A 16,476-nucleotide genomic window follows, 5' to 3' on the forward strand; every position below is an offset into this window, starting at 1 on the left:
GAGCATGAACGCCAGCCGCTCCGCCGGATACGACGGGTCCAGCGGTACGTACGCGCCGCCCGCCTTGAGCACGCCCAGCATCGCCGCCAGCAGCGGCACCCCGCGGCGGGCGCAGATGCCGACCCGTACGTCCGGGCCCACCCCGACAGACCGCAGGCGGTGGGCGATCTGGTTGGCGTTCGCGTTCAGGTCCCGGTAGGTGAGCTGCGTATCGCCGTGGACGACCGCCACCGCGTCCGGTGTCGCCTTCGCGCGTGCTTCGAACAGCCCGTGCACCCGCGCGGTCCGGTCGAGTGGCGTCTGCGTGGCGTTGAAGCCCTCCACGACGAGCGCCCGCTCCGCCTCCGGCAGCACCTCCACCTCGGCGACCGGCGCATCGGGCGCCGTCTCCAAGGCCTGGCTGATCTCCTGGATGGCGTTCAGGAGCAGTCCGCACACGCGCTCCGGGTCGAGCCGGTCATCGACCTGAGCAGTGATCGAGAACCCCGTACCTGCGTCATCGACCGACACCACGACCGGGTAGTTGGTGCGCTCCTCGCTGTGCAGCACCTCGACCCCGGGAATCGCCGCGCCCGTCGCATCCGGGTCCGCCGGGGTGTTGTGCCGGTAGTTGAAGAGGCTGGTGAACAGCGGAAGCCCCGCCGGGACCTGGCTGCACCCCTGGGCGAGCACCAGCGGGGCGTGCTCGTGGCGCAGCACATCGGCGAGCAACCGCTGGGTGTCCCGGGCAGCGTCCAGGACGCCGCGCCCGGTCACGTCGATGCGTACCGGCAGGGTGTTGATGAACAGCCCGAGGCCGCGTTCCGCACCGGCTCCGGCCTGCGTGCGCCCGAACAGCACCGTACCGAACACCACATCCGCGCGGCCGGTCAGCCGGGACAGCACCAGGCTCCACGCCAGGTGGCTCAGGCTCGCGGGGGACACGCCCGCGCGGCGGGCCTGCTCCCGGACCGTCCGGGCCAGCGCGGCGTCCACGTCGACGCGTGCCTCCGCGATGCCGGTACCGTCACCGCGGACGTCCAGCACACCGTACGGTGCGGTCGGCTCGTCCACCTCGCCGAGCAACGCGCGGAAGAACTCCTCGTGTTCCTCACGACTGGTGCCCAGCACCGCCTGGGCCACCACGTTGCGATACGGCACGGGCGTCGGCAGCGCGTCGGCACGACTGGTCAGCAGCGCCCCGATCTCCTCCTGCACCACTCCCAGCGTCGTGTGGTCGCCCACCAGGTGGTGCATCAGCACCAGCAGTAGCCACCTGTCCTGCGCCGCGTCGTACGCCGTGACCACGCGCAGCAGCGGCGCCGCGCCCAGATCCAGCCGGTAGCGGCGCGGGTCGTAACGCGCGAGCAGCTGAGCAGCCGCGTCGCCGTCGCCGTCGAGCGTCACCTCCTCGACCGGCAGCTCGGCCCGCCGCCACACCACCTGGACGGGCTGCGGGAGACCCTCCCACACCACCGACGTCCGCAGGATGTCGTGCCGATCCACTACGGTCCGGAGCGCGCCGGCGAACTCGTCGACCCACTCCCGCGAGGGCACCGCGGACACGCTCGACAGCAGATAGGCGTCGCCCTCGCCACCCATCAGGTGGTGGAAGAAGATGCCCTCCTGGAGCGGCCCGAGCGGGTAGATGTCCGCCACGTTGCTCGCGCCACCCGGGACCGAGGCGACCACCCGGGCGATCTGCTCTTCGCTCAGTTCGACCAGCGGCAGCATCTCCGGCGTGATGACATCGGAGTCTGCCGGAACCGCGTTCGGCGGCACCGCCAGGTTCGTGCCACCACCCGCCGCACCAGCCGTGACCGCCGCCGCCAGTTCGGCGATGGTCCGGCTGGTGAAGACGACCCGCACGTCACACGACAGCTCGGCTTCCCGCATCCGCTCGACCAGGGAGACCGCCAGCAGCGAGTGCCCGCCCAGCTCGAAGAAGTCGTCGTCGCGGCCGACCCGCTCCACGCCCAGCAGGTCCGCCCAGATCGCGGCCAGCACCTCTTCCACCACGCCCACCGGGGCGCGGTAGCCACGCGCCACCACCGCGCCGCCATCCGGCGCGGGCAGCGCGGCGCGGTCCACCTTGCCGTTCGGGGTCAGCGGGAGCGCGTCCAGTGCCACGAAGGCCGACGGCACCATGTACGACGGCAGCACCTTGCCCAGTGCGTCGCGCAGGGTTCCGGCGTCGATGCCGGTGTCGGCCGCGTAGTAGGCGTCGAGGCGATCGTCGCGGGCCACCACGACGGCCTCCCGCACACCATCGAGCGTGAGGAGACGGGCCTCGATCTCACCGAGTTCGATGCGATAGCCGCGGACCTTGACCTGGTAGTCGTTGCGGCCGACGTACTCCAGCGTGCCGTCCGGCAGCCACCGCACCAGGTCCCCGGTCCGGTACAGCCGGGAGCCGTCCCCGGTCAGCCAGTCCGGTACGAACCGCTCACCCGTCAGCCCCGGTCGACCCAGGTAGCCCCGGGCCACACCGAGACCACCGATGAACAGCTCACCGACGACCCCCACCGGCACCGGACGCCCGTAGCCGTCCACCACGTACACCCGGGTGTTGAGGATCGGGCTGCCGATCGCGGTGTCGTCGCGGTCGGTCAGCGCCGCGGCGGTCGACCAGATCGTCGTCTCGGTCGGGCCGTACACATTCAGGACGTCGTCGCCGACGTCCCGCATCTGGTCGGCCAGCGGCGCGGGCAGTGCCTCTCCGCCGACCAGCATGCGCAGCCCGCGGATCCCGTCCGGATCGTGCGAGGCGAGCATGCGCCACATCGACGGCGTGGCCTGTGCCACCGACACACCGGCGCGGCGTATCAGCTCGATCAGGGCCGAGGGCTGCGCGATCGTCTCCTCGGACGCGATCACCACCCGCGCCCCGCTCATCAGCGGCAGATACAGCTCCAGCGCCGCGATGTCGAACGCCACCGTCGTCACCGCGAGCAGCGCGTCCGCGGATCCGAGCGGGACCAGGTGCCGCATGCCCGCCAGGAAGTTCGTCAGCGCGCCGTGCTCGACCACGACGCCCTTGGGGACACCGGTCGAGCCGGAGGTGTAGAGGACGTACGCAACGTCCGCTGCCGAGGCGACGCCGGGCAGGTCGGTGTCGGGTTCGTCGGCGAAGTCGGTGGCCAGGTCGAGGACCGGTACGCCGTCCGCGGCCAGGGTGGTTCCGTCGGTCAGGACCACCCCGGGCCGGGCGTCGGCGAGCATGAACGCCAGCCGCTCGGCCGGGAACGACGGGTCCAGCGGCACATACGCACCGCCCGCCTTGAGCACACCCAGCATCGCGGCGAGCATCCGGACGCCCCGTCGAGCGCACAGTGCCACCCGCACATCCGGGCCGACGTCCGCCGACCGGAGCCGGTGGGCGATCCGGTTGGCCATCGCGTTGAGTTCCCGGTACGTGACCTGCGCACCGTCGTGGACGACGGCCACGGCCTCCGGGGTCGCCGACGCTTGCGCCTGGAACGCTTCGTGCACGCACGCATCCGTCTGGAGCGGCAGCGCGGTGGCGTTGAACTCCTCGACCAGCAGCGCCCGTTCCGCCGCGGGCAGCACCTCGAGGCCCGCCACCGGCGCCCCCGGGTCGGCCGCCAACGTTCCGGTCAGCTCCCGCAAGGCGGCCACCAGCAGGGCGTTCACCCGCGCCGGGTCCACCAGCTGGTCGACCTGGGTGGTGATCGCGAAGCCCGCCGCGCCCAGGTCGTCAATCGCCACCATGACGGGGTAGTTGGTGCGCTCCGCGCTGTGCAGCACCTCGAACCCGGACATCGGCGCTCCGGCCGTGCCCGAGGATGTGGCCGGGTCCGCCGGGGCGCTGTGCCGGTAGTTGAGCAGGGTGGTGAACAGCGGCAGCCCGGCGGGGACCTGGCTGCACCGCTGGGCCACCACCAGCGGCGCATGCTCGTGGCGCAGCACCTCGGCCAGCACCCCATGGGTGTCGCGGACGGCGTCCAACGCGCCCCGGGAACCCACCTCGACCTTCACGGGCAGGGTGTTGATGAACAGGCCGACGCCGTTGCCGACACCGCCCTGCGTCCGGCCCAGCAGCACCGAGCCGAACACGACGTCCGTCCTGCCGGTGAGCCGGGACAGCACCAGGCCCCAGGCCAGGTGGCACAGGCTCGCCGTGGAGACGCCCGCCCGCCGGGCCTGTTCCCGCACCGCGGCGGCCAGGGCCGGGTCGAGCGGCATCCGCGATTCGGCGATGGTGGTGCCGTGGTGCACATCGGTCAGGCCGAACGGCGCGGTCGGCTCGTCCACGTCGCCCAGCAGCCCGGTGAAGAACTCCTCGTGCTCCTCACGCGTCATGCCCCGTGCAGCCTGGGCCACCACGTTGCGGTACGGCACCGGTTCCGGCAGCGCGTCCGCGTGCCCGGCGAGGACGGACGAGATCTCCTGCTGGAGGACGTTCCACGTGGCGTTGTCGCCGACCAGGTGATGCATCAGCACCAGCAGTAGCCACCGCTCGCTCGCCGCGTCGTACCCGGTCACCACCCGCAGCAGCGGTGCGGTGCGCAGGTCCAGCCGGAACCCGGCCGGATCGAACCGGGACCGCAACTGCTCAGCCGCGTCGAGCCCCGCGCCGTGCCCCGCCTCGTGCCCCGCCTCGTGCTCCGCGTCGAAGGTGACCTCTTCGACGGGGAGGTCGGCGCGCCGCCAGACCACCTGCACCGGCTGCGGCAACCCTTCCCAGGCCACCGCGGTCCGCAGGATGTCGTGCCGGTCCACCACGGTTTGCAGTGCCGCGACGAACCGGTCCACATCGGCACGGGAGTCCGCGCCGAACATGCCCCACCCGAGGTAGGGGTCGCCCTCGCCGTCCATCAGGTGGTGGAAGAAGATGCCTTCCTGGAGCGGACCGAGCGGGTAGATGTCCTGCACGTTGCCCGCGCCACCCGGCACCGAGGCGGCCACCGTGTCGATCTGCTCCTGGGACAGCTCGACCAGCGGCAGCATCTCCGGGGTGATCCGGGCCGGCGGGGTCCACCACTCCGATTCGCTCAGCGCGAGCCTGTCGAGCAGTTCGGCCTTGTGCGCGCGCAATCCGCGGACCAGCTCCGGGTCCAACGCCCCCTCCGGCGCCCTGACCGCCAGTTCGTCGCCTTTGCGACGGAGCCGGATGGGCAGGCCGGTGAGCCGGGACAGCAACTCGTCGACGGTCATAGCGTGAACTCCAGCTCGGTGTCGGGATCATCGCCGGGCAGGTCAGGGATGAGGTTGGGAGGGATGACGGCCGCGTCGTCCGTGCCGGGCTCCAGCTCGGCGATCGCGTCGGCCATCCCGGCCACGGTCGGGGCGGTGAACACGGTTCGGACGTCGCCCGGCAGGTCCGCCGCGTGCATCCGTTCCACCAGCGACACGGCCAGCAGGGAATTACCGCCGAGTTCGAAGAAGTTGTCGTGGCGGCCGACCTGGTCGAGGCGCAGGAGGTCGGCCCACAGCCCGGCGAGGGTGGTCTCCACCGGTCCGTCCGGGGCCTCGTACCGCTGCCCGGAGGTGGCGGTCGCGCCGGGCGCGGGCAGCGCGCGGCGGTCGACCTTGCCGTTCGGGGTCAGGGGCATCTCGTCGAGGAAGACGTACGCCGACGGCAGCATGTAGCCGGGGAGGTGGGCGTCGAGCCGGGATCGCAGCGACGTCACCAGTCGGCGGGTGGTCCGCCGCAGCGAGCTGTTCACGAAGGCGGACCACATCGGGTCCCCGGCCGGGAGCCCCGCCCCCGGGCCGCCCGTGGCCGGGAGCCCCACGACCGGTTCCCCGGTCTCGTCGCATCGCCGCGCCACGAGCCGCAGCTCGCCGTGTTCGCCGTGTTCGGCGAAGTCCAGGTCGATCCGGTATCCGGTGTCGGCCCCGAGGCGGATCAGATCCTCCGGGTCGACCGCGGGCTCGGCGGGCGGTTGCTCCAGCAGTCCGGCGTACGGTCGCAGCCGCGCGTTCGGGATCGCGTGGACGGCGAGCAGATCGGGCCGGTCGGAGGCCAGCTCCTTCCGGAGGCCGTCGACGGTGAGGTTCTCACCCTGCCAGTCGAGCCAGTCCACGGTGTCGGGTGCCGGCGCCTCGGGAGCCGGGCCGCCGCTCTTGGTGAGCTGGACGTCGTACCGGAAGGTGGTCATCTCGTTGTCGTGCCGCCCGCGCCTCGGCGTGACCCGGACCGTGGCGATGTCCGGGATCCGCGTGGGCAGCGTGGTGAAGAGGTGCGGGTCGATGACCAGCTCCTCGTCGTCGGCGACGGCCCGGTCGATGCGCGCCCGCAACTGGTCGGCCGGAGTGTCCGGCGACGCCGCGGCGGCCTGGACCGTGGTGTGGAAGGTGCGGAGCATCGGCAGGCTGCGGACATCGCCGACGACGAGGGTCCCGCCCGGGGCGAGGCGGCGTACCGCGGCCTCGATGACCGCGAGCAGATACTGCTCGTCCGGGAAGTACTGCACGACCGAGTTGAGAACGGCCACGTCGAAGGTCTGCGCGGGCAGCACCCGGTCCAGATCGTCGGCCGCGCTCTCGAAGAGCGTGACCCGGCCCGGCGGCAGCTCGGACTCGGCGACGGCGCGGCGGAGGTTGCGGACGGCCACCGCGGACAGGTCGGTGCCCCAGTACGTCCGCACCCGCGGTCCCGCGGCGAACACGGTCAGGCCGGTGCCGCAGCCGATGTCGAGCACCGATTCGGGGCGGGTGGCGAGGATCAGGTCCGCGGTGTGGTCGACCCACTCGCGCATCTGCTCGGCGGGGATCGGTTCGCGCGTGTAGCTGCTGTTCCAGCCGCGGATGTCGAAGGTGGGATCGACGGGGGCGGGGGCGGTGTCCGGCATGTCGTCGGTGACGACGTCGTCGTACGTCACGTCGAAGACCTGCCGCCAGTGTTCCAGCTGCTCGGCCGATTCCTCGTCGTCCTGGTAGGCACCGCTGTGCTGCTGCACCCCGAGGTACGCGACCAGCCGCTTGTCCCCGGGTACGTCCTCGCGGGCCACGACCACTGCCTCCCGGACGGCGTCGTGGTCGAGGAGCCGGGCTTCGATCTCGCCGAGTTCGATGCGGTAGCCGCGGACCTTGACCTGGAAGTCGTTACGGCCCATGAACTCCAGCGTGCCGTCGGGCAGCCACCGGCCCAGGTCTCCGGTGCGGTACAGCCGGGACCCGTCTCCGGTCAGCCAGTTCGGTACGAACCGTTCGGCGGTCAGCCCAGGGCGTCCGAGGTAGCCGCGCGTTACGCCGCGGCCACCGACCATCAGCTCACCGACGACACCCACCGGTGCCGGGCGGCCGTGGCTGTCGACCACGTAGACCCGCAGGTCGGGGATGGGCTGGCCGATGAGGGAACCGCCCAGGCCACCGGCCATGTCGGGCTGGATTGGCTGCCAGGTCACATGGACGGTGGTTTCGGTGATCCCGTACATGTTCACCAAGGTCGGCCCGCCGCCTGCCGTGGCGTCGAACCATGGCCGCAGCGCGGCGACTTCCAGTGCCTCGCCGCCGAAGATGACGAAGCGGAGCCGGTCTTCGGTGTCGGGAGCACGGAGGCGGGCGTCGGTGAGGCGCGTGAAGGCTCCCGGGGTCTGGCAGAGGACGGTGACTCCGGCCGAGCACACCAGTCGCCAGAGCTCATCCGGTGCGCGCACCACATCGCTCGGCACGACCACCAGTTGGCCGCCGTGGAGGAGGGCGCCCCAGATCTCCCATACCGAGAAGTCGAAGGCGTAGGAGTGGCACAGCGCCCATACGTCGGAGGGGCCGAAGCCGAACCAGTCGTCCGTTGCGGTGAACAGGCGGGCCACCTGGCGGTGCTCCACCAGTACGCCCTTGGGGGTGCCGGTGGATCCCGAGGTGTAGATGACGTAGGCGACGTCGGAGGGGGAGACCGCCACGGGGACGTTGCCGACCGGTGCGTTCGTGAAGTCCGTGGTCAGGTCCCACACCACGGTGTCCTCCGGGGCGGTGGCCTGGATCAGGGCGGCCGGTTCGGCGCCGTCTGTCAGGACCACCATCGGCTTCGCGTCGGTGAGCATGAACGCCACACGCTCGGCGGGGTACGACGGGTCCAGCGGCACATACGCGCCACCGGCCTTCAGCACACCGACGACCGCCGCCAGCAGTCCCACGCCCCGCTCGGCGCAGATCCCGACCCGTGCACCAGGGCTCACGCCCTCTGCGCGCAGCCGGTGCGCGATCCGGTTCGCCTGCTCGTTCAGCTCCCGGTAGGTGACCTGCGTATCGCGGTGGACGACCGCGACCGCATCCGGCGTTGCCGCGGCCTGTGCCTCGAAGGTCTCGTGCAGGCAGTGCTCGGGATCGGCTGACGAATCGGCGGGGTTGAAGGTGTCGACGACGGTCTCATACTCGTCGGCCGGCAGGATGGGCAGCCGTGCCACCGGGGCCTCGGCGTGGTCCACCATGGACTGGAGGAGTTCGAGATAGCAGCGCACCATGCGCTCGGCGGTGGCGCGGTCGAACAGCGCGGTGGCGTACTCCAGCCAGCCGCCGAGCGTGTCGCCGCCCTCCCGCAGCGACAGCATCAGGTCGACCCGGGAGGTGCCGTACGACGCGGTCGGCATGAGGTCGGTGTTCACCCCGCTGAGCTGGGGAATCGGGCCCAGGTCCGGGAGCCAGGCGAACAGCACCTGGGTGAGCGGGTCGTGCGCGGCGCTGCGTACCGGGTTGGCCAGGTCCACGATCTCTTCGAAGTGGACGTCCTGGTGCGCCATCGCGTCGAGCACCCGCCGCGTCACCCGGCCCAGCAGCTCACCGACGTCCGGCAGGCCGGTGAGGTCGACCCGGATGGGGAGGGTGTTGACGAAGAACCCGATCAGGGCCTCGGCCTCCGGGCGGCGCCGGGACGCGGACGGGATGCCGATCACCAGGTCCTCGTCCCCGCCGAGCCGGGACAGCAGCAGCGCCCAGCTCGACAGGAGCGTCATGAACAGCGTCGTGTCGTGCCGACGGGCCAGCTCGTTCAGCCGTCGCGCCAACTCGGGCGGTATGTCGATCGGCACGACATCACCGGACCGGTCCTGGTGCGCCGGGCGGGGCCGGTCCAGGGGGAGCCGCAGCGCGGCGGGTGATCCGGCCAGCAGCTCCTGCCAGTAGGAGCGCTGCTGCTCCCGCTGCTCCTCGGACACCTGGGCGGCCTGCCAGGCGGCGTAGTCGCGGTACTGCATGGCGAGTTCCGGCAGCTCGGGGGCCCGGCCCCGGGCCAGGGGACCGTAGAGCGCGGCCAGCTCCCGGAGGAAGATGTGCACCGACCACCCGTCGGAGACGATGTGGTGCATGGTGATCAGCAGCGTATGCCGGTCCTCGCCGTGCGCGATCAACCGGCCGCGCACCAGCGGCCCGACCGTGAGGTCGAACGGCTTGCGGGCCTCCTCCTGGGCCAGCCGGGTCAGCTCGGTGTCATCGACGGCGTGCTGTTCGAGCAGGTCGAACCGGACGTCGGCGGCGGGTACGACCCGCTGGACCGGCTGTCCGTCCCCGTCCACGGCGAACACGGCGCGCAACGCGTCATGCCGGGCGACGATGGTGTCCAGCGCGGACCGCAGGGCCTGACGGTCCAGCCGTCCGCGGAGGTCCAGGCCGGTGGGCATGTGGTAGGCCTCGCTGCCGCCGGGCAGCTGGGCGATGAACCACATCCGGGTCTGGGTCAGCGGCACCAGGTTTCCGTCATCGGGGGCCGGTGCGTGGTCCGGGCCGGTGGCCGCCGCGGCGGCCACCTCGGTCGCGAAGTCGGCCAGCACCGGCCGGGCGAACAGCGCGGAGACCGCCACGTCCACCCCGAACGCCTGCCGCAGCCGGGACATGACCTGGGTGGCCAGCAGGGAGTGGCCGCCGAGGTCGAAGAAGTTGTCGCCGCGGCCGACCCGGTCGACGCCGAGCAACTCGGCCCACACGTCGGCCAGCCGCTGCTCCAGCTCTCCTTGCGGCGCCGTGTAGGCGCGGGTGACCAGGGCATCGTCGGCCGGGGCGGGCAGCGACCGCCGGGCGATCTTGCCGGTGGGGGTGAGCGGCAGGCGGTCCAGCCGGACGAACGCGGCCGGGACCATGTACGGCGGCAGTGTGCGCGCCAGGTGGCCGCGCAGTTCCTCCGCGTCGGGAGCGTCGGGAGCGTCGGGAGCGTCGGCCGTGGCGGGGACGTAGTAGGCCACCAGGCGCTTGGCGCCGGGGGAGTCCTCCCGGGCGAGGACGGCGGCCCGGCCGACTGCCGGATGCTCGCGCAGCCGGGCCTCGATCTCGCCGAGTTCGACCCGGAAGCCGCGGACCTTCACCTGGAAGTCGTTGCGCCCGAGGAACTCGATCGTGCCGTCCGGCAGCCACCGGCCGAGGTCCCCGGTGCGGTACATGCGGGCGCCGGGCCGGTCGGCGTACGGGTTCGGCAGGAACCGTTGCGCGGTCAGCCCCGGCTGGTTGAGGTAGCCGTGCGCCAGGCCCTCCCCGCCGAGATACAGCTCGCCCGTGACACCGACCGGGACCGGGCGGCCGTGCCCGTCCAGCAGGTAGATCCGGGTGTTGGGCAGCGGGCGGCCGATCGGGATGCTGCGCCATCCGTCGGGCGCCTCCGGCACCTCGTACGAGGCGGCGAAGGTGCTCTCCGTGGGCCCGTACCCGTTGACCAGGTGCCGCGGCGGGCGGTTCGACCGCAGCACCCCGGCGACCACGTCGGGGGTGAGCGCGTCGCCGCCGACGACCAGGTGGCGCAGCGCGCCGAACTGCTCCGTGAGCTGGTCGGCGTACTCGTTGAACAGCCCGGCGGTGAGCCACAGCAGATTGACGCCGTGGCGGGTGAGCGCCGCGCCGAAGCGCCGCGGGTCGAGCACCTCGTCCCGGCTGATCACGGCGACCTGGCCGCCGCACAGCAGCGGTCCCCACATTTCGAGGGTCGCCACGTCGAAGCTCGGGCTGGACGCGAACGCCGAGCGGGTGTCCGCGTCCAACGGCACCAGTCCACCGCTGACCACGAGCCGGACGATCGCGCGGTGCGGCAGCAGCACGCCCTTCGGGGCGCCGGTGGACCCGGAGGTGTACAGCACGTACGCCCCCGATTCGCTGCCGATGCCGCGCGCCGGGACCGCCCGGGCGCCACCCGTGCGCTCCCGGTCGGCGTCGATCCGGCCGACTCCGACGCCGGCTCCGACGGCCGGTGGCAGGGTCGTCCCGCTGTCGCTCAGCACGAACCGGGAGGCGCTGTCGGTGAGCAGGAACGTGAGCCGGTCGGCGGGGAGGTCCGGGTCCAGCGGGACGACCGTCCCCCCGGCCTTCAGGACGGCCAGCTCGGCGGCGATCAGCTCGAGCGACCGGTGCAGCGCCACGCCGACGTTCTCCCCGGCCCGCAGGCCACCGGTGCCGAGCAGCCCGGCCAGGTGCTCCGCCCACGCGTCCAGCTCGGCGTACGTGACGGTGCGCTCGCCCTCGACCGCCGCCACCTGGTCCGGTGTCCGCCGGGCCTGCGCCTCGAACAGCTCGTGCAGGCACAGCTCCCGGGGGAAGTCCAGCCGGGCGCCGGAGAAGTTGCCGGTCAGCTCGCGGCGTTCGGCGTCGCCGACCAGGTCGAGGCGGGAGATCGGATCGCCGGGACGGTCGGTGAGGCTGCGCAGCAGGGTCAGGAAGTGGTCGCGGAGCCGCACCATGTCGGCGGGGTCGAAGGCGCTGGTCGCGTACTCGAAGAGGCCGGTCAGCCCGGCCCCGGATTCGGAGACGACCAGCGACAGGTCGAACTTGGCCGTGCCCTCGACGGCCGCGTCGATACGCCCCTCCAGGGCCACCCGCGCGTCGAGCCCGGACAGCAGGTCCGCCTCGGCGCCCGGGGTCAGCTGCGCGTTCTCGAAGATGAAGGCGGCCTGCACGAGGGGGTTCAGATCGCTGCCACCGGCCGCCCCGGCCGCGACCACCACGTCGGCGAACGGCACCTCGTGGGCGAACGCGGCCGCCGTCTCGGCGCCGAGGCGGCCGATCAGCTCGGTGGCGGCCGGATCGCCGGACAGGTCGCAGCGCAGCACGACGGTGTTGGAGAAGAAGCCCACCATCTGCTGGAGTTCGGCCCGGGCCCGGCCGCTGGTGATGGTGCCGATGGCGAAGTCGTCCCGGCCGGTGTGCCGTTGCAGCACGGCGGCCCAGGCGGCGAGCAGGACGGTGTAGAGGGTGGTGTCGCAGGCCTTGGCCACGTCCCGCAGGGCGTCGGCGTGTTCGGCGGGCAGTTCGAAGGATTCGGTGGCGCCGTGGCGGCTCGGGGCCGCCGCGGACGGCCGGGGCCCGCTGCCGCCGAGTGGCAGCGGTTCGAGCTGGTCGAGGTGGGTGTCCCACCAGTCCAGCGTCCGCCGGTACGCGGGGGTGTCGCGGCGGCTCTGCTGCCAGCGCGCGTAGTCGGCGTACTGGAGCGCCTGGACCGGCCGGTGGAGCGGCTCGCCGAGGGCGGCCGCGCGGTAGTCCTCCAGCAGCTCGGTGAGCAGCAGGCCGATCGACCAGCCGTCGGTGATGATGTGGTGCTGGGTCACCGAGATGAGGTGATCGTGGTCCGACCGGGTGATGACGAGTGCGCGCAGCAGCGGACCGGTGCTCAGGTCGAACGCCGTCCGCTGCTGGTCCGCGATGGCGCTGTCCGCGGCGGCGTCGGCGTCCGGGCGGCCGCGCAGGTCGAGGTGGCCCAGCTCGACGTCCGTATCGGGGGACACCAGCGCCCGCGGCGTCCCGTCCCGGTCGGTGAACCGGGTGCGCAGGGCGGCGTGGCGGGCGACGACGCCGCGCAGGCAGGAGGCCAGGACGTCCCGGTCCAGCGGGCCGGTCCAGCGCAGCCGGAAGTGCACGTGGTACAGCGCGCTCGCGCCGAGGGACCGCTCGATCAGCCACAGCCCGGCCTGGCCGACGGACAGGGGGTCGCCGTCGTCCGCCGGGTCGGCGTCGGCCGGGAGGATCGGCGTGTCCGTCTCGCCGTGCCGCAGCGCCGCGATCAGCTCGGTCTCGTACCGGTCGATGGCGGACCGCAGTGCGCCGGTCAGCCCGCCGGGCGGCGCGTCGACCACCAGCCGGTCGCCGTCCGGCCCGTCGCCGTCCAGCCGCAGCCGGGCGCCCGCCTGCTCGGCCGCGGACATCAGCTCGGCGACGTTCCACGCCATGCCGAGGTACTCCGCGACCTCCGCCGGGGTGGTGTGGTCGTACAACAGGGTGGGTGGCAGGGCGAGCCCGGTGGCGTCGGCCAGGCGCCGCTGGAGCCGTACCGCCTGGAGGGAGTCGAGCCCGAGGTCGCGCAGCGGGCGGTCGGGCGTCACGCCGTCGGTGGCCGACCTGCCGAGTACGGTGGCCAGCTCACCGGTGACCGCCTCCCGCAGCAGGGGGCCGCGGTCCGCGTCGGGCAGGTGCTCCAGCCGCAGCCGCAGCGACGTGTCCGGGCCGCCGTCCACCGGGGCGGCCGCCTCCGGCCAGCGCAGCACGGCCTTCAGCTCGTTGCCGCGCAGCAGCTCGCGGGTGTACCGGCGGCGCAGCTTGCCGCTCGACGTCTTCGGCAGCGCGCCCGGCCGGATCAGGGCGACCTCGCGCACGCGCAGCTCGTGTGCGTCCCAGATGGCCGCGGCCAGCTCCTCGGCCACCGTGGTCAGGTCGCCGCGCAGTTGGCTGCCCCGCACCTCGGCGACGACGCCGAGCTGTTCGCCGTCGCCACCGGAGAGCGTGTCGCCGTCAGAGAGCGTGTCGTCGCCGGGGAGCGCGAAGGCGATGCTGTTGCTGGTCCGGATCGCCGGATGCTCCTCGACCGTCGACTCGACGTCCTGCGGATAGTGGTTGCGGCCGGCCACGATGATGAGGTCCTTCAACCGGCCGGTCACATACAGCTCGCCGTCGCGCAGAAAGCCCAGATCGCCGGTGCGCAGGAAGGCGTGGCCGGGCCGGGACGGCAGCTGCACGCCGAACTCCGAGGCGGTCGCCTCCGGGTTGTTCCAGTAGCCGAGGGCGACGCTCTCACCGGCGAGCCAGATCTCGCCCACCTCGTCGGGGCCGCATGCGCGGAGCGTCTCCGGGTCGACGATGGCCACGGTGAACCCGAGCGACGGGCGGCCGCAGTTCACCACGGTCCGGCCCGGCGCCCCGCTCGCGGCGTCGACCACGCGGTCCTGTTCGAACGCGTCCGCGTCGACGGTGATCCCCGGCTCGGCGCCCAGATAGCCGCCCGAGGCGACGAGGGTCGCTTCGGCCAGGCCGTACGACGGATAGAACGACGACCGGCGGAACCCGGCGGGGGCGAACTGGTGGCTGAAACGCTCCAGCGTCGCGGGCCGGACCGGCTCGGCGGCGTTGACGACCGTCTCCAGGCTGGACAGGTCGAGTCCGGTGAGATCCTTGCCGCTCGCCCGGCTACAGCACAGCTCGTACGCGAAGTTCGGCCCGTGGACCAAGGTGGCCCGGTACCGGGAGATCGCACGCAGCCAGCGCATCGGGTCGCGGATGAAGGCCGCCGGTGGCATCAGGGCCGCGAAGAGCCCCTGCCACAGCGGCAGCAGCAGCGCCCCGATCAGGCCCATGTCGTGGTGGATCGGCAGCCAGCTGACGATCCGGGTGCCCGGGTGCATGCCCGACGACCGGGCCATCATCGCGATGTTCACGGCCAGGTTGCGGTGGCTGACGACGACACCCTTCGGGGTGCTCGTCGAACCGGAGGTGTACTGGAGGAACGCGATACCGCCGGGCTCGGGCGGTGGCGCGTTCCACTCCGCGGCGGTGCCCTCGGCGGCGGCCTGCAAGTCCGGTACGGTCGCCCAGCGGATGCCCATGAACGGTTCGCCCGGCCGGACCTCGAACCGGCCGAACGTGTCGGCGTCGGCGAGGACGAGGGTCGCGCCCGAGTCGGCGACGATCCCGGACAGCCGGTCGACGTGCCGGGTGGTTCCGGGCGCGGGCACCGGGACCGCGATGATCCCGGCGTAGAGGCAGCCCAGGAAGGACGCCACGAAGTCCGGGCTGGACGAGCAGCACAGCAGCACCCGGTCGCCGGGCGCGGCCAGTTGACGCAGTCCCGCCGCGGTCCGGCGCGCGGCCCGGTCGATGTCGGCGTACGTCAGCCGCGCCTGCTCCCGCTCGCCGTCCGGCAGGAACGCCAGGGCGACGTGTTCGGGGCGTTGTTCCGCCCACCACCGCACGGCGTCGACCAGCGTCGGAAAGTCCGGATAGAACAGGTCACGAGTCGGCGTCACAGTGGATCTCCCCATCCTGATTGCGATTCCGGATACGCGTTTCCGGCCACTGGGCCGCACCCGGCGCGGCGCCTTGGCAATGGGCTCCTCATGAGGGACGCATATCCGCAATGGCAAAACCTGGCAGCGGAATTCAGTTGGACGGTGCCTTCCGGTGTCGCCGTCCCGCCGATGAAGGTTGAATCATCATGATCGACGCTCAGGGCGGATGTATAGGAGGTCAGGCCTTTTGCTCAGCGTGCATTCAGCGCTCGTTCAGAGCCGCCGTAATAAACTGGCGGGTATTCGGTTCAGCCGCCACGGCGACGAGATCCGGTCCGTGGGAAAAGCGCTTTCGGGGCGGTCGGCCTGCGCAGGGCGAGCGCGGCGGGGGCGACGGACGAGACCATGGCGAGCATCGCGCACGCGCCCGTGGCCGCGCCGATGGCCGTCCAGGGGATCCGGATCGTGGTCGGCGCCGACACCAGGTGTAGGGCGCCTGCCATGCCCATCAGGTTGAGCCCGGCGACGAGGACACCGAGGACCGCGCCGACCACGACCACCATCAGCGCCTCGGCGCCGACCAGCCGCAGGATCTGCCCCGGGGTGGCCCCGGCCAGGCGCAGGGTGGCCAGGTCGCGGACGCGGTCGGAGGTGGCCATGGCCATGGTGTTGGCCAGGGAGATGCCGGCGTAGAGGAGGGCGATGCCGAGGACCAGCAGCAGGCCGATCCGGGTCATGTCCTTCGTCTCGGGGTAACTCGCCCTGACCCACTGGTCCTTGGTGAGGAGCCGCCCGCCCGCGGTGTGCACCGCCTTCCTCAGCGCGGTGGCCACGGCGCTCGCGTCGGCGCCGTCGGCGAGGGCGACGTCGACCCGGTCGACGGTGGCGCCCGGGGCGTTGCGCGGGGTGACGTAGACGCCGTTGCCGCCGGTGCCGGTGGCCATCACCGCGGCGATGCGCAGCCGCTTCCTGGTGCCGTCGCCCAGCCACACCTGGACGCGTCGGCCCACGGTGTGCTGCTGCCACTCGCCGTTGACGATGAGGGAGTCGTCGTCGAGATCAGCGGCCTCACCGGCTTCGACCGGCAGCCGGGTGGTGGCGGTGAGCGGGCCGGGGTCGACGGCGCGGGCCCCGGACGTCACGAGGGACACGCCGTCCTCCAGGACGGAGACGGCGCTCGACGCGCTCGCGGACACCTCGGCGCCGGGCACCGCGCGCAGCTGTGTCCGAGGCTGCCGTGGGCAAGCACATCGGCAACATCTCCGGCAAGCTGGACCTTCCGCCGACCGACGCGACCCATCGCAGAGTGCTGGCGGTGCTCGCCTATCTGCGGGCGTGACCCGGT

The 16,476-nt window shown here is 72.5% G+C and carries 1 protein-coding gene and 3 pseudogenes; 1 reads left to right on the forward strand and 3 read right to left on the reverse strand.

Translation table 11 applies throughout. The features are described from left to right. The 3 genes and pseudogenes from LCH29_RS31365 to LCH29_RS31375 all read right to left on the reverse strand — a co-directional run. Positions 1-5,139: pseudogene (locus LCH29_RS31365) on the reverse strand (amino acid adenylation domain-containing protein); the annotation flags it as partial. Positions 5,140-5,153: 14 nt separating this feature from the next. Next, positions 5,154-15,149 carry an amino acid adenylation domain-containing protein gene (locus LCH29_RS31370; RefSeq protein WP_446465074.1) on the reverse strand — a complete coding sequence of 3,332 codons (9,996 nt, stop codon included), beginning with the start codon at positions 15,147-15,149 and terminating at the stop codon, positions 5,154-5,156. Positions 15,150-15,439: 290 nt separating this feature from the next. Beyond that, positions 15,440-16,354: pseudogene (locus tag LCH29_RS31375) on the reverse strand (FtsX-like permease family protein); the annotation flags it as partial. On the opposite strand from LCH29_RS31375, the pseudogene LCH29_RS31380 reads away from it, so the two are divergent. Beyond that, positions 16,297-16,470, forward strand: a pseudogene (locus LCH29_RS31380) (DNA-binding response regulator); the annotation flags it as partial. The pseudogenes LCH29_RS31375 and LCH29_RS31380 sit on opposite strands and share 58 nt — an antisense overlap. Between the last annotated feature and the right edge of the window lie 6 nt (positions 16,471-16,476).

Source organism: Streptomyces sp. BRA346 (genome assembly GCF_052851135.1).